15 protein-coding genes are annotated in these 18,488 nt (G+C 65.1%); 12 read left to right on the top strand and 3 right to left on the bottom strand.

Annotation, left to right across the window (positions count from 1 at the left end):
- Positions 1–17: 17 nt before the first annotated feature.
- Positions 18–1,286 (bottom strand): cytochrome P450, encoded by a 1,269-nt coding sequence (locus AC4LGL_RS03970; RefSeq protein ID WP_491837723.1) that lies wholly within the window; start codon positions 1,284–1,286, stop codon positions 18–20.
- Between the two features lie 167 nt (positions 1,287–1,453).
- Here AC4LGL_RS03970 and AC4LGL_RS03965 point away from each other — a divergent pair, with 167 nt between their 5' ends.
- The 6 genes from AC4LGL_RS03965 to AC4LGL_RS03940 all read left to right on the top strand — a co-directional run bounded on the left by AC4LGL_RS03965 (position 1,454) and on the right by AC4LGL_RS03940 (position 8,264).
- The gene (locus tag AC4LGL_RS03965; protein ID WP_491837722.1) at positions 1,454–2,605 is read left to right on the top strand and encodes a steroid 3-ketoacyl-CoA thiolase; all 1,152 of its coding nucleotides are present in this window, start codon (positions 1,454–1,456) and stop codon (positions 2,603–2,605) included.
- Positions 2,605–2,979 (top strand): DUF8021 domain-containing protein, encoded by a 375-nt coding sequence (locus AC4LGL_RS03960; RefSeq protein WP_491837721.1) that lies wholly within the window; start codon positions 2,605–2,607, stop codon positions 2,977–2,979. The genes AC4LGL_RS03965 and AC4LGL_RS03960 overlap by 1 nt, the downstream gene beginning before the upstream one ends.
- Before the next feature lie 10 nt (positions 2,980–2,989).
- Positions 2,990–3,469, top strand: coding sequence for a nitroreductase family deazaflavin-dependent oxidoreductase (locus AC4LGL_RS03955; RefSeq protein ID WP_491837720.1), 480 nt, complete (start codon positions 2,990–2,992; stop codon positions 3,467–3,469).
- A 198-nt stretch (positions 3,470–3,667) separates the two neighbouring features.
- Positions 3,668–5,140 (top strand): histidine phosphatase family protein, encoded by a 1,473-nt coding sequence (locus AC4LGL_RS03950; protein ID WP_491837719.1) that lies wholly within the window; start codon positions 3,668–3,670, stop codon positions 5,138–5,140.
- Between the two features lie 236 nt (positions 5,141–5,376).
- A complete protein-coding gene (locus AC4LGL_RS03945; RefSeq protein WP_491837718.1) occupies positions 5,377–6,792 on the top strand; it encodes a histidine phosphatase family protein in 1,416 nt (471 codons plus the stop codon).
- Between the two features lie 176 nt (positions 6,793–6,968).
- Complete coding sequence (locus tag AC4LGL_RS03940) at positions 6,969–8,264, top strand: histidine phosphatase family protein (RefSeq protein WP_491837717.1); 1,296 nt, start codon at positions 6,969–6,971, stop codon at positions 8,262–8,264.
- Positions 8,265–8,361: 97 nt separating this feature from the next.
- Here AC4LGL_RS03940 and AC4LGL_RS03935 read toward each other — a convergent pair whose 3' ends face one another.
- Together AC4LGL_RS03935 and AC4LGL_RS03930 are read right to left on the bottom strand one after the other, a co-directional pair.
- Positions 8,362–9,267, bottom strand: a complete 906-nt coding sequence (locus AC4LGL_RS03935; protein WP_064958052.1) for an SDR family oxidoreductase — start codon at positions 9,265–9,267, stop codon at positions 8,362–8,364.
- Positions 9,268–9,288: 21 nt separating this feature from the next.
- A complete protein-coding gene (locus AC4LGL_RS03930; RefSeq protein WP_491837716.1) occupies positions 9,289–10,071 on the bottom strand; it encodes an SDR family oxidoreductase in 783 nt (260 codons plus the stop codon).
- 59 nt (positions 10,072–10,130) lie between these two features.
- Between AC4LGL_RS03930 and echA20 the strand changes: the two genes are divergently transcribed.
- The 6 genes from echA20 (at position 10,131) to AC4LGL_RS03900 (ending at position 18,463) form a co-directional block, all read left to right on the top strand.
- Positions 10,131–10,886, top strand: coding sequence for a (7aS)-7a-methyl-1,5-dioxo-2,3,5,6,7,7a-hexahydro-1H-indene-carboxyl-CoA hydrolase (echA20, locus tag AC4LGL_RS03925; RefSeq protein ID WP_155915618.1), 756 nt, complete (start codon positions 10,131–10,133; stop codon positions 10,884–10,886).
- The gene (ipdA, locus tag AC4LGL_RS03920; RefSeq protein WP_491837715.1) at positions 10,883–11,770 is read left to right on the top strand and encodes a cholesterol ring-cleaving hydrolase subunit IpdA; all 888 of its coding nucleotides are present in this window, start codon (positions 10,883–10,885) and stop codon (positions 11,768–11,770) included. The genes echA20 and ipdA overlap by 4 nt, the downstream gene beginning before the upstream one ends.
- A complete protein-coding gene (ipdB, locus tag AC4LGL_RS03915) occupies positions 11,767–12,516 on the top strand; it encodes a cholesterol ring-cleaving hydrolase subunit IpdB (RefSeq protein WP_491837714.1) in 750 nt (249 codons plus the stop codon). Before ipdA ends, ipdB begins: the two co-directional genes overlap by 4 nt.
- 3 nt (positions 12,517–12,519) lie before the next feature.
- Positions 12,520–13,590 carry a (3aS,4S,5R,7aS)-5-hydroxy-7a-methyl-1-oxo-octahydro-1H-indene-4-carboxyl-CoA dehydrogenase gene (gene ipdC / locus AC4LGL_RS03910; protein ID WP_064958057.1) on the top strand — a complete coding sequence of 357 codons (1,071 nt, stop codon included), beginning with the start codon at positions 12,520–12,522 and terminating at the stop codon, positions 13,588–13,590.
- A 97-nt stretch (positions 13,591–13,687) separates the two neighbouring features.
- Positions 13,688–14,359, top strand: a complete 672-nt coding sequence (locus AC4LGL_RS03905; protein WP_491837713.1) for a class I SAM-dependent methyltransferase — start codon at positions 13,688–13,690, stop codon at positions 14,357–14,359.
- A 429-nt stretch (positions 14,360–14,788) separates the two neighbouring features.
- Positions 14,789–18,463: a nitrate reductase subunit alpha gene (locus AC4LGL_RS03900; RefSeq protein WP_491837712.1), complete on the top strand. Its 3,675-nt coding sequence runs from the start codon at positions 14,789–14,791 to the stop codon at positions 18,461–18,463.
- Positions 18,464–18,488 lie beyond the last annotated feature (25 nt).

Raw genomic sequence — 18,488 nt, 5'->3', positions numbered from 1 at the left:
AAACGGACTCAGTGGCCTCAGGCCTGATTTGCCGGCTCGCCGGCCACCGGGCACGCGCCCGTGAAGTCCACCGGCCAGTGCTTGATGCCGTTGAGCCAACCCGACTTCAGCCGCTCGGGATCCCCGACCGGCTTGAGGTCGGGCATGTGGTCGGCCACCGCGTTGAAGATCAGGTTGATCGTCAGGCGGGCCAGGTTGGCGCCGATGCAATAGTGCGCCCCGGTGCCGCCGAAGCCAACGTGCGGGTTCGGATCGCGAAGGATGTTGAAGGTGAACGGGTCGTCGAACACGGTCTCGTCGAAGTTGGCCGAGCGGTACGACATGACCACGCGCTCGCCGGCCTTGATCTTGACGCCGGAAATCTCGGTGTCCTCGCTGGCGGTGCGCTGGAACGCCGACACCGGGGTCGCCCACCGGATGATCTCGTCGACGGCGGTCTTGGGACGTTCCTTCTTGAACAGCTCCCACTGATCGGGGTTCTGCGAGAACGCGATCATGCCGTGGGTGATCGAGTTACGGCTGGTCTCGTTACCGGCGACGGCCAGCATGATGACGAAGAAGCCGAACTCGTCGTCGCTGAGCTTCTCACCGTCGATGTCGGCCTGGATCAACTTGGTGACGATGTCGTCGGTGGGGTTCTTGCCCCGCTCCTCTGCCATCTTCATGGCGTAGGTGATGACCTCGAACGAGGACATGGCCGGGTCGACGTCGGCGTACTCGGGGTCGTCGCCGGCGGTCATCTCGTTGGACCAGCGGAACAGCTTGTCACGATCGTCCTGGGGCACACCGAGCAGTTCGGCGATGGCCTGCAGCGGCAGTTCGCAGGACACCTGCTCGACGAAGTCGCCGGAGTTGGAGGCAGCGGCGTTCTTGGCGATCTGCTGCGCGCGGTTGTTCAGCTCGTCCTCGAGCCGGGAGAGCGCGCGCGGGGTGAAGCCACGGGAGATGATCTTGCGCAGACGGGTGTGGTGCGGGGCGTCCATGTTCAGCAGGACGGCGCGCTGCAGGTCGACCGCTTCGCGGGTCATCTCCTGGGGCCAGACCGGGATCGCGCCGTTCATCGCGCTGGAGAACACGTCACTGCGCAGGGAGACGTCCTTGACGTCTTCATGCCGGGTCACCAGCCAGTAGCCCTTGTCGCCGAAACCTCCGGTGCCGCCGGGCACATCGACCCAGCGAACCGGCTCGGCCTTACGAAGCTCGGCGAGTTCGGCGACCGGCAGGCCCTTGAGGTTGAGCTCGGAATCGAGGAAGTCGAAATCCTTGGGGATGTTGGGGCAGCCCATGTGTCTTACTCCTAGTGTCTGTAGCAAGCCGTGCGCGTAGCCAGCAATGCTTGAAACAACGTGGTCTAGTACCAATTGAGACCATTGAAACATGCCTTGACCGCAGATCAAAGGTAGTGATGCATCCGCGCTTGTCAGAGTAATGAAACGTGTTCTAGCCTGGCTTCATGGGTAACCCTGTCATCGTCGAAGCCACCCGCAGCCCCATCGGCAAGCGCAACGGCTGGTTGTCCGGCCTGCACGCCACCGAGCTTCTGGGAGCCGTCCAGAAAGCCCTCATCGAGAAGGCCGGCATTGACGCCGGCAGCGTCGAGCAGCTCATCGGCGGCTGCGTCACGCAGTACGGCGAGCAGGGCAACAACGTCACCCGACAGTCCTGGCTGGTCGCCGGGCTGCCCGAGCACGTCGGCGCCACCACCGTCGACTGCCAGTGCGGCAGCGCGCAGCAGGCCAACCACCTGATCGCGGGCCTGATCGCCACCGGCGCCATCGACATCGGTATCGCCTGCGGCATCGAGGCGATGAGCCGGGTCGGCCTCGGCGCCAACGGCGGCGGTGCCCGCGCCGCGTCGTGGGACATCGACCTGCCCAACCAGTTCGAGGCCGCCGAGCGGATCGCCAAGCGCCGCGGCATCACCCGCGCCGATGTGGATGCGCTCGGCCTGGCGTCTCAGCTCAAGGCCAAGCAGGCCTGGGCCGAGGGTCGTTTCGACCGGGAGATCTCCCCGATCGAGGCGCCGGTCATCGACGAGAACAAGCAGCCGACAGCCGAACTCAACACGGTCAGCCGCGACCAGGGTCTGCGCGACACCACCGCTGAAGGCCTGGCCGGCCTGAAGCCGGTGATGGAGGGCGGTATCCACACCGCCGGTACGTCGTCGCAGATCTCCGACGGTGCGGCCGCTGTGCTGTGGATGGACGAGGACAAGGCCAAGGCCCTCGGCTTCAAGCCCCGCGCCCGCATCATCAGCCAGGCCAACGTCGGCGCCGAGACCTACTACCACCTCGATGGCCCGGTGCAGTCCACCGCCAAGGTGCTCGAGAAAGCCGGCATGAAGATGGGCGACATCGACCTGGTCGAGATCAACGAGGCGTTCGCCTCCGTCGTGCTGTCCTGGGCCCAGGTGCACGGCGCCGACATGGACAAGGTCAACGTCAACGGCGGTGCCATCGCACTCGGCCACCCGGTCGGTTCGACCGGCGCCCGCCTGATCACCACGGCCCTGCACGAGCTGGAGCGCACCGACAAGAGCACCGCGCTGATCACCATGTGTGCCGGCGGGGCGCTGTCCACGGGCACGATCATCGAGCGCATCTAGTGGCCTTCAGTGAAGCCGAGCGCATCGCGGCCGCACAGGCCTACATCGATGCGCTGGTGAGCCACCGGGCGGATGCAGTCCCGTTCACACCGGACTGCATCCGCATCGAGATGGGTCTGAAGACGGGCCGTTCCGGGGATCACCTCCGCCGCAGCCTGAACAACGGTCCGCAGTTCAAGTTGATCGAGAAGACGACAACGCCCGAGTACAGCGTCGACGGCGACAACATCCGCGCCAAGTTCGACGTGCTGACCAAGCCGCGGCTGTTCGGGTGGCGGGTGTGCTCACACGTCGACGAGACGTTCCTGATCCCGGCATCCGACGGGCAGATCCATCACATCCGCGCGTCCCTGACTCCCTTCCTCAGCCGCTAAGGTCCACCGCATGGCCAACACCCCTCGCCCGCTGAACGCCAAACAGGTCGAACGCCTCAACGCGAAATCGACCGGCACTGCCATCAAGTGGATGTCGCGCGCCCAGACCTGGATCTTCAAGAAGACGGGCGGGCGGTTTGGCGACAAGTTCCTGCGTGGCGCCGAAGTTGGCATCCTGACAACGATCGGTCGCAAGTCTGGCGAGGAACGTGACAGCCCGCTGCTGTTCCTGCAGGAGGGCAAGCGGATCGTGCTGGTCGCCTCGCAGGGCGGCCGGGCCACCAACCCGATGTGGTACCTGAACCTGGTGGCCAACCCGAAGGTGAAGTTCCAGACCAAGCACGAGACCCTGGAACTCACCGCGCGCGACGCCACCGATGCCGAGCGCGACGAGTACTGGCCCAAGCTCGACGCCATGTACGCCGATTTCGCCAACTACCGCTCCTACACGGACCGCAAGATCCCGATCGTGATCTGCGACCCGGCCTGACCACCGAGAACGTGCAGCGCCCCCGGACATTGTCCGGGGGCGCTTTTTGTTCACCAGGTGTCCGGAAACTGGCCAATTACGCAACTGTGCGTAGCTGAATTGACGAGTGAACAATTCTTTGATTATGTTCTGTGAGCGCGCACACAGTGAACGCCAAGTGAGCGGCAGCCCACATTTTCGTGAACCGATGGAGACCCTATGCAACGACCCACTCGACGCCGGGCTGCCGGTGCCGCCGCCACCACCCTGACCGCGTGTTCTCTGTTCGCGGCCGCGACCCTGCCCGCCGCGGCGATGACCGTGACGTTCATCCGGCACGCCGAGTCCCAGGGCAACGCCTCCGGATACATCGACACCAGCACACCGGGCCCGCACCTGACCAACGGTCAGGTGAACCAGAACGGCGGCCCGAACGGTAAGCAGCAGGCCATCGACTGGGCCAATGCCCAGTGCCCCACCGCCCAGTGCACCGAGTTCGACGCGCTCTACGCCTCGACCATGATTCGCACCCAGGAGACCGCAGCGCCGTTCGCCGCCAAGCGCGGGTTGCCGGTCACGGTCCTGGGCGCGTTCGACCCGGACCGCCCGCAGCGGAACTCCGGTGTGCAGGAGATCAGTGCCGGCATCTTCGAGGGCCTGCCCGAAAGTGAAGGCATCGGCCGCATCGGCTACATCCTGGCGCCGTTGGCCTGGACCATGGGTCTGCAGTTCATCCCGATCCCCGGCGGCGAGAACGGCCTGGAGTTCAACGAGCGCGTGACGAACGCCCTCGAGGACGTGGAGTCGGATACCACCGACACCAATGGCGACGGCGAGATCGACGCCGCGGTGTTCTCGCACGGCGCCACCATCATGATGTGGACGATGATGAACGTCGACAACCCGAATCTGCTTCTGATCGTGCAGCATCCGCTGAACAACACCGACACGGTGGTCGTGGAGAAGAACGACGACGGCAGCTGGACCCTGAAGGAATGGGCCGGCCAGGCAGTCGGTCCCGCGGACTACCCGACGCAGATGTTCGTCAATGTGCGCGACCTGATCGTGGCACCGCAGAAGGCGGTCTACAACATGCGCATCCCAGTTCTCTCGCTGGATGCGCAGGGCATCGTGACCACCGGTGCGCAGGGCCTCCAGGACGTCGCAGAGGCCGGGGTCAAGTTCGTCAAGGACTCGGTGACCGACACCGTCAACGCGATCACGGGCATCCCGGGCTCACTGGGCCAGTCGACGACGCAGGTGTCGAAGCTCAGCACCCCGAAGGCTGTCAAGGCTGTCAGCGAGAGCAGCACTCCGGCCGTGAGCGAACTCGCCGAGAACACGACGGCCCCCGTCGAAAACGTCGACGAGAGCACCACATCGACGGTCGACAAGGCCATCGATCCCGACAAGACCGCCGAATCGGTCAAGGCCAAGATCACCGCGGTCCGTACGGCCAACGGCGCCACCAAGCTCGCCGACGGCAACAAGGCAGAGCCGGGCAAGCCCGCCGCCGCGGTTCGGGACCGGATCAACCGAGCCGCTGACGACGTGCGCAGCGGCATCGAATCCTCGGCCCAGCACGCTCGTGAGACGGTCAAGAAGCTCACCGGGGCCGGCAAGCCCACCAAGGCCGACAAGTCCGACAACAGCACAGCCAAGCCGAAGGCTAAGACCAAGGACGCCGCGTGAATTAGGCCGTAGTTCAACGTAATACAAGCGACAGGTCCCCCTCCTCGACCGAGGAGGGGGCTCAGTCGTATCCGCGGCGGGGCTCTGCCGCACTCACGAAATTTGTCAAATATCTTCCCACGCAATGGGATACCGGCTCGCCCTCACAGCAGACGGTCAGACAATCTATCTGGCCGGCCAGCGAACCGTCACCGGCAGGTCACGTGAAATCCACACAGCCGCAACGGAGGAACCACATGAACCGCCGCAGAGGTGGCGCGCCGGCGTCACGATATCGAAGTCTACTTGGGGGTGTCGGCCTGGCATTCCTCGCGTTCTTCCTGGCGATGCCAGTCGCCAACGCCGCCGAGGTCATGCGCGTGACGTTCGTGCGTCACGCCCAGTCGGAGGGCAATGCCTCCGGCTTGATCGACACCAAGACTCCGGGCCCGGTGCTGACGCCGCTGGGTCAGCAGCAGGCCAAGGACGTGGCCGACCTGCTGGGCGACAACAACTACGACGCGATCTATGCATCGACGATGGTGCGCACGCAGCTGACCGCCGCACCGATGTCACAGCGCCTCGGCCTCCCGATCCAGGTGCTCCCCGGCCTGCAGGAGATCGAGGCCGGCGTCTTCGAGGGCACGCCGGAGGCGAATGCTGCCGGCGGGTACGGGTTGTATCCGATCGCATGGGCGCTCCCGGGCGTCATCCCGCAGATCCCGTTCGACAAGAGCACGTACATGCCCGGTACCAATCTCAACGGATACGTTTTCGACGAACGCGTCCGGGGCGCTCTGCAGACCATGTACGACAACGGCGACCGCAACGCCGTGGTGTTCTCGCACGGCGGCACCATCATGTTCTGGACGTTGATGAACGTGAACAACCTCACCGTGATGCAGAAGCTCCAGCTGCTGCAGACAGCTCAGTTGGACAACACCGATTACGTCGTGATCGAGGGCAACAACGAGGACGGCTGGACCCTGGTGAACTGGAACGGCCAGCAGTTCAGCCCGGAACGAACCTTCGGATACGAAGCGAAACTCCAGCTCCGCACGCTGACCCGCCAATTGACCGCCGCCGCCGATCAGGTCACGGAGGCCTTCAAGACCGGTGACTTCGTGACCATCGCGACAGCGATCAACCGCAGCGTCGCCGACGCGACCTTCTCGGTCACCAAGTTCAACCGCGCGATCAACGCCGAGATCATCAAGCGGATCTCAAAGGCGATCCCGACGGACGCCGACGATGTGCAGGACAAGGTGTCCACCGGGGTCGAGAACATCAAGACCTCACTGAACGCCACCACCGACAGCGTCGAGCAGAAGGTTCAGTCGGCTCCGGAGAGCGTCTCGGACACCACAAAACCCGCTGATTCTGCACCCATCTCGCGGGCGAAGTCGAAGCTGAAGACTGCTGTCGACGGCATCGTCAAGCCGCGGGCGACCGACCTGTCCGACGGCAACAAGGCGCTGCCCGGCGTCACGAAGTCGGTCAGCCGTACCGACGAGCAGGTTCAGACTGCCGTCAAGGACGCACAGGACCGGGTGTCGTCGTCGATCAAGAAGTTCGGCGACGCCGTCAAGAAGGCCACCGGCCAGACCGGCAAGACCGCCGGTGACAATGCCGGTGCCGACAACGACACCACCGGCAAGAAGGACGCCGCCTGATTGATCGGAATTTTCAAGAGGGTGCTCCAGATCAATTGATCTGGAGCACCCTTTTTATTCGTATCAACAAGACAACAGCCGGTCTCGAACACCGGGACATCTGCACAATTCCAAACAATTGGGCCATACGTTCATCTCGCTCCACCTGTGCCCATTGATTGGAGGAACGTAGCAAGATGAGTTATCTCAGGCGCTCGGGTATCCGAGCGACAATTACCGGTGTCGGGTTGATGTTACTAGCATTTCTTCTGGCGATTCCTGCCGCCCACGCGGCGGAAGTCATGCGCATCACGTTCATCCGCCATGGAGAATCGACAGCGAATGCGGCGAACGTGGCCGACTCTTCAGTCCCGGGACCCGTTCTTACCGAGAAGGGTCAGCAACAGGCTCGCGACATCGTCAAAGCGCTGGGCGACAACAACTATGACGCGATCTACGCCTCGACTATGGTCCGGACCCAACTGACCGCGGCACCGATGGCGGAGTATCTGGGCCTTCCGATCCAGGTCCTTCCCGGTCTGCAGGAGATCGAGGCCGGGATTTATGAGGGCACGCCCGAATCCGATGCCGTCAAGGGCTATCTTCAAGCCCCACTGAAATGGTTGCAGGGCGACCTGGATGCCCGGATCCCGGGCTCGATCAATGGCCGGGAATTCGATGCCCGCATGGATGGCGCAATTCAGACGATGTACGACAACGGTGATCGAAATGTCGCCGCATTCTCGCACGGCGGCGCGATCATGTTCTGGGTTTTCCTGAACGCAGAAAATGCGGATCCGATGTGGCTGATGACCAATCCACTGCGAAATACCGGTTACGTGGTGGTCGAGGGCAATCCCGAGGACGGCTGGCGCGTCGTCAACTGGAACGGCACCGAAATCGGCCCGGAAACCCCATTCCGGGTCGAGGCCTTCCGACAGCTGCGCACGCTGTCGAGGCAGCTGCAGCAGGCCGCAGATGGTGTCGTGCAGTCCTTCGAAACCCGTGATCCGGCCGCTGTCGCCACCGCGATCAACCGCGGCCTGGCCGATGCCAGCTTCTCCGTGACCAAGTTCAACCGCGCGATCACCGCGGAGATCGTCAAACGCATCGACAAAGCAATCCCGAAGAAAGAGAGCGAATTACCCGAGAAGGTGTCGTCGGGAATCGAGAGCGCCAAGGCGACCACGGAGGACACCGTGGACAGCGCCGAGGCCGCAGCGAGCACCACTACCCAACAGGTCGCCTCGCCCGCGAAACCTGTCGTATCCGAGATCAAGTCCAAGCTCAAAGCACGTTCTGGCGCAACGGATCTCAGCAACGGCAACAAGGCTGCACCCGGAGTCGCGAAGGCGCTGAAGCGCTCCAGCGACAAGGTGAAGGCTGCCGTCGAGGACGCTCGCGAGCAGGTCTCGTCGTCGGCCCGCAAGATCGGTGAGGCCGTCAAGAAGGCCACGACCGCAGCCAAAGCCGGCGAGAAGGCCGCCGCCTAACCCGCGAGCAGACGCAAAACTGCCCCAAACGTCAGTGTCCAACTTTCGGGGACCACTTCAGGTTTGGGGCAGTTTTGTGACTGTTCGGCGAGAGGACTCAGGCGCCGTAGACGGGAACCGCGGGGCGGGCCTTGGCCAGCAGGTCATTGACGACCGGGCCCAGCTCAGCGGGATCCCACTTCGCGCCCTTGTCGATCTGCGGTCCGTGGGCCCAGCCCTCGGCGACGCGGACCTTGCCGCCCTCGATCTCGAACACCTTGCCGGTGACGTCCTTCGACTCGACGCTGCCCAGCCACACCACCAGCGGCGAAATGTTCTCCGCAGCCATGGCATCGAACGCGTCGTCCTGGGTGGCCATCATGTCGGCGAACACGGTCTCGGTCATGCGAGTACGGGCCGAAGGTGCAATGGCATTCGCGGTGACGCCATAGCGGCCCATCTCGGCTGCGGCAACCAGCGTCAGCGCGGCGATGCCGGCCTTGGACGCGCTGTAGGTGGCCTGCCCGACGCTGCCCTGCAGACCGGCACCGGAGCTGGTGTTGATGATGCGCGCGTCAACGGTCTCGCCGGCCTTGGACTTGGCCCGCCAGTACGCGGCGGCGTGCTTCATGGTGGCGAAGTGCCCCTTGAGGTGCACGGCGGTGACGGCGTCGAACTCTTCCTCGGTGGCGTTGGCGAACATCCGGTCCCGCACGATGCCGGCGTTGTTCACCAGGACGTCGAGCGTGCCGTAGGTGTCGACAGCCTGCTGGATCAAGGCCTCGGCCTGGCCCCAGTCGGCGACGTTCGAACCGTTGGCCACGGCTTCGCCTCCGGCAGCGACGATTTCGTCGACCACATTCTGCGCGGCGCTCCCGCCGCCGGCCGGCGAACCGTCCAGGCCGACCCCGATGTCGTTGACCACGACGCGGGCACCTTCTGCGGCGAACGCGAGCGCGTGCTCACGCCCGATACCGCCGCCGGCGCCCGTCACGATGACCACGCGGCCGTCGAGCAATCCCATTGTGATTTCTCCTTTTTCGAATTACTTGATGTCAGCGGTCGTCGTGGACAGGTAGTGCGGTGGCTCGCCGCCACCGTGCACTGCCAGCGTGGCCCCACTGATATACGAGGCGGCCGCGGACGACAAAAACGCTGTGGCCCAGCCGATATCGGCCGGTTTGGCAAGCCGTCCCAGCGGCACATTCCGCGAGATGGCAGCGATCGAGTCGGCGTCGCCGTAGAACAATTCGGATTGTTCGGTCTCGACCATGCCGACCACCACCGAGTTCATCCGGACCTTGGGCGCCCACTCGACGGCCAACGTCGAGGTGAGGTTGTCGATACCCGCCTTCGCCGCACCGTACGCGGCGGTCCCCGGGGTGGGCCGGTGGCCGCTGACGCTGGAGATGTTGACGATGGCGCCGCCGGAGTCCTGCTTCTGCATCACTGCGTTGGCATGGGTGGACACCGAGAGCGCGCCGATCAGGTTGAGCTCGATGATCTTGGTGCTGAACTTCGCCGACGCGTCGGCGGCCAGCACGTAGGGCGAGCCACCGGCGTTGTTGACGACGACGTCCAGGCGACCGTGCTTGGCCACGACGGCCTCGATGAGCCTGGCCACCGAATCGTCATCCCGGATGTCGCAGCTGTGGAATTCGTAGGGCAGCCCCTCGACCGGGCGGCGTGCGCAGGTCACCACGGTGGCGCCCTGACCGGCGAAAACCGCGCTGATTCCAGCGCCAACCCCTCGCACCCCACCGGTCACCAGGACCACCTTGCCGGTCAAACCCAAATTGATGGCACCAGCTTCTGGCGTATCGGTCACTGTGCTAGCGTACCAAGCAAGTGCTTGCTTAGGTAGCGACCCCTCCAGGAAGTGGATTGATGACGATCACCACCAAGACAGTCGAGCCGGGCATCGTCTCGGTCACCGTCAACTACCCGCCCGTCAACGCCATCCCGTCGGCCGGCTGGTTCGAACTCGGCGACGCGATCACCGCGGCAGGCCGCGACCGCAGCACCCACGTGGTGATCCTGCGGGCCGAGGGCCGTGGCTTCAACGCCGGCGTCGACATCAAGGAAATGCAAAACACCGAGGGCTTCTCCGCACTCATCGACGCCAACCGCGGCTGCTACCACGCGTTCAAGTCCGTGTACGAGTGCGAGGTCCCCGTTGTCGCAGCGGTCAACGGATTCTGCGTGGGCGGCGGAATCGGCCTGGTCGGTAACGCCGACGTGATCGTGGCCTCCGACGACGCCAAGTTCGGCCTCCCCGAGGTGGAGCGCGGTGCGCTCGGCGCCGCCACCCATCTGTCCCGCCTGGTCCCCCAGCACCTGATGCGCCGGCTGTTCTTCACCGCTGCCACCGTCCCCGCCGAGACGCTGCACCACTTCGGTTCGGTCCACGAGGTCGTGCCCCGCGAGGAACTCGACGAGGCCGCACTGCGCGTCGCCCGCGACATCGCCAGCAAGGACACCCGGGTGATCCGGGCGGCCAAGGAGGCACTGAACTTCATCGACGTGCAGCCCGTGAACGCGCGCTACCGGATGGAGCAGGGCTTCACCTTCGAACTCAACCTGTCCGGTGTGTCCGACGAGCACCGCGACGCCTTCGCCGGCACCGAGAAGGGATCCAAATGAGCGACAAGCGAACAACTCTCGACGAGGCGGTCGCCTCGATCGAAAGCGGGATGACCATCGGCATCGGTGGCTGGGGCTCGCGACGCAAGCCGATGGCGTTCGTGCGCGCACTGCTGCGCACCGACGTCAAGGACCTGACCGTCGTCACCTACGGCGGACCCGATCTGGGCCTGCTGTGTTCGGCCGGCAAGGTCAAGCGCGTTTACTACGGCTTCGTATCGCTGGACTCGCCGCCGTTCTACGACCCGTGGTTCGCCAAGGCCCGCACCACCGGTGCGATCGAGGCCCGCGAGATGGACGAGGGCATGCTGCGCTGCGGCCTGCAGGCTGCCGCCCAGCGGCTGCCGTTCCTGCCGATCCGCGCCGGACTGGGCAGCGACGTCCGCACCTTCTGGGGCGACGAGCTCAAGACCGTGAAGTCGCCGTATGAGACCGACGGTGCCTACGAGGAACTGATCGCGATGCCCGCGCTGAACCTCGACGCGGCCTTCGTGCACATGAATCTCGGTGACGCCCAGGGCAATGCGGCCTACACCGGTATCGACCCGTACTTCGATGATCTCTTCCTGATGTCGGCTCAGCGCCGCTTCCTGTCGGTCGAGCGCGTGGTGTCCACCGAGGAGCTGGTCAAGGCCGTTCCGACACAGGCCCTGCTGATCAACCGGATGATGGTCGATTCTGTGGTCGAGGCCCCCAACGGTGCGCACTTCACCACCAACGAGCCCGATTACCGACGCGACGAGAAGTTCCAGCGCCACTACGCCGAGGCCGCAGGCTCCGACGAGACCTGGGCCGAGTTCGTCAAGACATATCTGTCCGGTAGCGAGGCCGATTACCAAGCTGCGGTCCGGAAGTTCAAGGAAGATCAGGAGGCCAGCAAGTGATTGCCGTGACCCGTGCCGAGGTGTGCGCCGTCGCCTGCGCCGAGCTGTTCCGCGACGCCGGCGAGATCATGGCCAGCCCGATGACCACCGTCGTCCAGATCGGTGCCCGGTTGGCCCGGCTGACCTTCTCCCCCGACATCGTGCTCACCGACGGTGAGGCCCGGATCCTGGCCGATACCCCGGCGATCGGCGCACCCTTCGCCGTCGAGGGTTGGATGCCGTTCAACCGGGTCTTCGAGACCCTGGCCTGGGGCAAGCGCCACGTGGTGATGGGTGCCAACCAGATCGACCGCTACGGCAACCAGAACCTGTCGGCGTTCGGTCCGATCCAGCACCCCACCCGGCAGATGTTCGGTGTCCGCGGCGCGCCCGGCAACAGCATCAACCACGCCACGAGCTACTTCGTCGGCAACCACACCAAGCGGGTGTTCTGCGACTCGGTGGACATCGTCTCCGGAATTGGTTGGGACAAGATCGATCCGGAGAACCCGGCCTACCGGTTCGCCAACGTCTACCGCGTGGTGTCCAACCTGGGCGTGTTCGACTTCAACGGTCCCGACCACCAGATGCGCGCGGTGTCGCTGCACCCCGGCGTGGAGGCCGACCAGGTGGCCGACAACACCTCCTTCGAGGTGCACGGTCTGGACGAAGCCGAGACCAGCCGGCTGGCCACCGAAGAGGAGCTCACCCTGCTGCGTGAGGTCATCGATCCGAAGTCGCTGCGCGACAAAGAGGTCAAGGTCTAAAGAATGGGCAAGCTCAAGACTCCGCTGACCGAACTGGTCGGCATCGAGCATCCCGTCGTACAGACGGGAATGGGCTGGGTGGCCGGTGCACGTCTGGTCGCCGCAACCTCCAACGCCGGCGGGCTGGGCATCCTGGCGTCGGCGACGATGACGCTCGAAGAGCTCCAGACCGCCGTGACCAAGGTCAAGGCCGCCACCGACAAACCCTTCGGCATCAATATGCGGGCCGATGCGGGCGATGCCGGTGCGCGCGTGGACCTCCTGATCCGCGAAGGAGTCAAAGTCGCCTCCTTCGCTCTGGCTCCGAAGCCCGAGCTGATCGCCAAGCTCAAAGACGCGGGCGTCGTGGTGATCCCGTCGGTCGGTGCGGCCAAGCATGCCAAGAAGGTGGCCGGCTGGGGTGCTGACGCGGTGATCGTGCAGGGCGGTGAGGGCGGTGGCCACACCGGTCCCGTCGCGACCACGCTGCTGCTGCCGTCGGTTCTCGATGCGGTCAAGGACACCGGTATGCCGGTCATCGCGGCCGGCGGTTTCTTCGACGGACGCGGCCTGGCTGCCGCGCTGTCCTACGGTGCGGCCGGCGTGGCGATGGGTACGCGGTTCCTGCTGACCTCGGATTCGACCGTCCCCGACGCGGTCAAGGAGCGTTACCTGCAGGCCGCGCTGGACGGCACTGTGGTGTCCACCCGTGTGGACGGCATGCCGCACCGGGTGTTGCGCACCGGTTTGGTGGAGAAGCTCGAGAGCGGTTCGCGAGCACGCGGTTTCGCCGCTGCGATCGGCAACGCCCAGAAGTTCAAGAAGCTCTCCGGTATGACGTGGCTGTCGATGGTGAAGGACGGCCTGGCCATGCGGCACGGCAAGGAGCTCACCTGGTCGCAGGTCGTGATGGCGGCGAACACCCCGATGCTGCTCAAAGCCGGTCTGGTGGAGGGCAATACCGGTGCCGGTGTGCTGGCCTCGGGACAGGTCGCGGGCATCATCAACGACCTGCCGTCGTGCGCCGAACTGGTCGAGAAGATCGTCGATGACGCCGTCGCACACCTGCAGTCCGCGTCGGGTTACATCCAGTGACTCGCCTGAGCGAGCAGACGTAGTAGCGCCCCCTTCTCATCGGAGAGAAGGGGGCGCTTCGCATTGACGGACTTCAGAACCCCGGCACAGTGGATGTATGAACATCCGTCTCATCGAGCATCCGGTGGCCCGCCGCGTCGTCGAGGGACTGCACAACTTCAACAGCAGACACCCGTGGAGTCACAACGACCATTTCCACGGTTGGATTCTGGCGAACCTGCCCGCGCACCGGGCAACAGCTGTGGACATCGGCTGCGGTCAGGGCGCTTTGGTGGCCAAACTTGCCGCCCGGTTCAGCCAGGTCCACGGGACGGATGCCGACGCGGGCATGCGCGCCGAAGCGGCCCGGCGATGTGCCCGTCTGACCAATGTCACGATCGACGCCGGCCGACTCGACCAACTCGACGGGCCCGTCGATCTGATCACCATGGTGGCGGTGCTGCATCACCTCGATGTCGAGCGAGCGCTGATCGAGGTCAAGAGGCTGTTGGCTCCCGGCGGTCGATTCCTGGTTGTCGGGCTTGCTGCCCCGGTCTCGATCCCGGATACCGCATGGGATCTGGCCTCTGCGGTGACCAACCCGCTCATCGGCCTGATCACACACCCGCGGCCGGTCCCAGGGGGTCCGAAACCTCCCCCGTTCCCTGTCCGCGATCCCCAGCTCAGCTTCGACGAGCTTGGAGCGATCGTCGACCGCGTCATGCCCGGCGCGAAGATGCGCCGTCGGCTGGCCTTCCGGCACACGATCTCTTGGACGAAACCCGGTTGAACCGGACCGCAGACGCCATCACGGCGTTTGCCATCCGAACGGTCTCAGCCGAGGGTCGGATACGTTCTCCGCACTGTCCGTGTCGGAGTAACGACGCCGGATCGGCATCGAACCACCGAGTGGCGACGGTCCCGGGCACCGATCTCGCCGATTGTTACCGGGGTGAAAAATCATCCGGGCCCGCGCGGGACCCGCGGGCCTGATTCCGCTGCGACCAGTCGCCTGCCTTCGGTGGAGATTCCCGCCGTATCCGCTGGTGAAAGCCGCAAGCACCACGTCGTCGGTGAATCGTCATATGACTGCCGCGTTCCCGTGAAATGACTTGTGCGTTAACGCAATTTCACAGGGGTCAGCAACCCCTCGTGCGTTCTTTTGATGCCCTCCGCCACGGCCCTACGCTCATGAATCAACAGCGTCCAGGGAGGTTTCGTGGTCGATTCACGTGCAGGCGGTACAACACCCGGTGATGCTTTGCTGCGAATCGGCAAATACTTTCACCGCGGCGAGATCTCCGAGGATCAGCGAACCCTGCACAAGATCGGCGGCCGTTCGGCTGACGACTTCTACCGCGACCGTTGGGCGCACGACAAAGTGGTGCGATCGACCCACGGCGTCAACTGCACCGGATCTTGCTCATGGAAGATCTACGTCAAGGACGGCGTGATCACCTGGGAGTCACAGCAGACCGACTACCCGTCGGTCGGTGCCGACAAACCCGAGTACGAGCCGCGGGGATGCCCGCGCGGCGCGTCGTTCTCGTGGTACACGTATTCGCCTGCGCGCGTTCGCTATCCCTACGTCCGGGGCGTGCTACTGGAGTACTACCGTGAGGCCAAGGAGCGGCTGAAGGACCCCGTGCTGGCCTGGGCCGACATCGTCGAGGACCCGGAGAAGTCGAAGCGGTACAAGTCCGCCCGCGGAAAGGGCGGATTCGTCCGCGCCGAGTGGTGGGAGGCCGCCGAGATCGCCGCCGCCGCTCACGTCCACACCGTCAAGAAGTACGGACCGGACCGCGTGGCCGGCTTCTCGCCGATCCCGGCGATGTCGATGGTGAGCCACGCCGTCGGCGCCCGGTTCATCTCGCTGCTCGGCGGGTCGATGCTGTCGTTCTACGACTGGTACGCCGACCTGCCGGTGGCCTCCCCTCAGGTGTTCGGGGACCAGACCGACGTGCCCGAATCGGCCGACTGGTTCGACGCGGGCTACCTGATCATGTGGGGATCCAACGTCCCCGTCACCCGAACTCCGGACGCGCACTACATGACCGAGGCCCGGTACCGCGGCCAGAAGGTGGTCGTGGTGTCACCGGACTATGCCGACAACACCAAGTTCGCCGACGAGTGGCTACCGGCCCGCCCCGGTACCGACGCCGCCCTCGCGATGGCGATGGGGCACGTCATCCTCAAGGAATTCTTCGTCGAGACGCAGACGCCCTACTTCACCGACTACGTCAAGAAGTACACCGACCTCCCGTTTCTGGTCACCCTCACCGAGCGCGACGGCCGGGTGCTGCCCGGAAAGTTCCTCACGGCAGCCGATCTCGGCGGTGAGTACGCGGACACCGAAGCCGCCGAGTCGAAAACCGTCCTCCTGGACCAGGCCGGGCGGCCCGTGGTGCCGAACGGCTCACTCGGGCACCGGTTCACCGCGTCGGGCGAGGGCCACTGGAACCTCGACCTCCAGGGTGTCCACCCGATGCTGACCCTGCTAGGCAACCACGACGGCACCGCCACGGTCGCGCTTCCCCGGTTCGACAGCGACAAGCCCGGCGTCCTGGAGCGCGGCGTGCCCACCAGAATCGTTGCCGGACACCGCGTGACGACGGTCTTCGACCTGATGCTGGCGCAGTACGGGGTGGCCCGCGACGGCCTTGACGGGCAGTGGCCGTCCGGCTACGACGACGCCTCCGCGCCCTACACCCCCGCGTGGCAGGAAGAGATCACCGGCGTGCCCGCCCAGGCCGCCGAGCGCATCGCCCGCGAATTCGCCGACAACGCCGAACGTTCGAAGGGCCGCTCGATGATCCTCATGGGCGCGGGCACCAACCACTGGTTCCATTCCGACCAGATCTACCGGTCGTTCCTCACCCTGGTCATGCTCACCGGCTGCCAGGGCGTCAACGGCGGCGGCTGGGCACATTATGTCGGGCAGGAGAAGTGCCGTCCCGTCACCGGTTGGGCCACCCTGGCGTTCGGACTGGACTGGCAGCGGCCACCGCGGCAGATGCAGGGCACCGTGTTCTGGTACCTGGCGACCGATCAGTGGCGATACGACCCGTTCACCTCGGAGGTGATGGCCTCACCGCTGGCCGAGGGTCGGTTCGCGGGCCGCACAGTCGCGGACAGTATCGCCCTGGCCAGCCGGCTCGGCTGGATGCCGAGCTACCCCACGTTCAACCGCAACCCGCTGGATCTGGCCGACGAGGCGACCCGGATGGGCAAGGATGCCGCCGAATACGTTGTGGACGGGCTGAAATCGGGCCATCTGCAGTTCGCCTGTGAGGATCCCGACGCTCCGGAGAACTTTCCGCGCTGTCTGACGGTGTGGCGGTCGAATCTGCTGGGGTCGTCGGCCAAGGGCAACGAGTACTTCCTCAAGCACCTGCTCGGCACCGACTCCGCGGTCGCCGCGTGCGATGAGGACGGTATCCGCCCGCAAGAGGTGCGCTGGCGCGACGAGGCGCCGGTGGGCAAGCTGGATCTGCTGTTGTCCCTGGATTTCCGCAATACCAGCACGACGCTGTTCTCCGACATCGTGCTACCCGCCGCCACCTGGTACGAGAAGCACGACCTGTCCAGTACCGACATGCACCCGTTCGTCCACGCGTTCTCGCCGGCGATCTCACCGCCGTGGGAGACCAAGACCGATTTCGATGCGTTCCACCGCATCGCCCGCGGCTTCTCCTGGCTGGCCGAGAAGCACCTCGGCAAGCGCAAGGACATCGTGGCCATGCCCCTGCAGCACGACAGCGCCGACGCCACCGCGCAGCCCGGCGGTCGCGTGCTGGACTGGAAAGCCGGTGAGTGCGAACCGATTCCCGGCAAAACGATGCCCCGGCTGATCATGGTGGACCGCGACTATCCGGCCGTCGCCGAGAAGATGGCGGCCCTGGGGCCGATGGTAGAAACCGTCGGTCTCACCACCAAGGGTGTGACCACGCACCCGGACGCCGAGGTCGAGTACCTGCGCGGCGTCAACGGCGCGGTGGTCAGCGGTGTCGCGATCGGACGCCCATCGTTGGCCAAGGACACCCACGCCGCCGAGGCCATCCTCGCGCTGTCGGGCACGACGAACGGGCGCCTGGCCGTCGAGGGTTTCGAGGCGCTGGAGCGGCGCACCGGAACCGAACTGGTCGACCTGGCCAAGGAGAGCGAAGGCAAGCGGATCACGTTCGCCGACACCCAGGCCCGGCCGGTTCCGGTCAACACCTCGCCGGAATGGTCCGGCTCGGAGACCGGCGGCCGACGCTACTCCCCCTTCACCATCAACACCGAGCGGCTCAAGCCGTGGCACACGCTGACCGGCCGGCAGCACTTCTATCTGGACCACGACTGGATGAGTGAGCTCGGCGAGCAACTGCCCACGTTCCGGCCACCGCTGGACATGACGGCGCTCTTCAACGAACCCAAGGTCGGCGATACGAGTGGCGGCATCACGGTGCGCTACCTGACCCCGCACTCGAAGTGGTCGATTCACTCTGCGTACCAGGACAACCTGTACATGCTGACGCTGTCCCGCGGCGGCCAGTGCATCTGGATGTCGGACGCGGACGCCGCCAAGATCGGGGTCAAGGACAACGACTGGATCGAGTGCACCAACCGCAACGGCGTGGTGAATGCCCGCGCCATCGTCAGCCACCGCATGCCCGAGGGTCTGGTGTTCATGTACCACGCCCAGGACAAGGCCGTCGACGTGCCGCGCACCGAGAAGAACGGCAAACGCGGCGGAATCCACAATGCGCTGACCCGGATCATGATCAAACCCACCCACCTGATCGGCGGGTACGCGCAGCAGTCCTTCGCCCTGAACTACCACGGGCCCACCGGAAATCAACGCGATGAGGTCACCACGATTCGTCGCCGTTCGCAGGATGTGGAGTACTGATATGACCGGACACGAAGCTTGCGGA

It is taken from the genome of Mycolicibacterium arcueilense, from assembly GCF_058536225.1.
The sequence above is the reverse complement of the archived record's forward strand: the minus strand, read 5'-3'. Positions and strand labels throughout refer to the sequence as shown.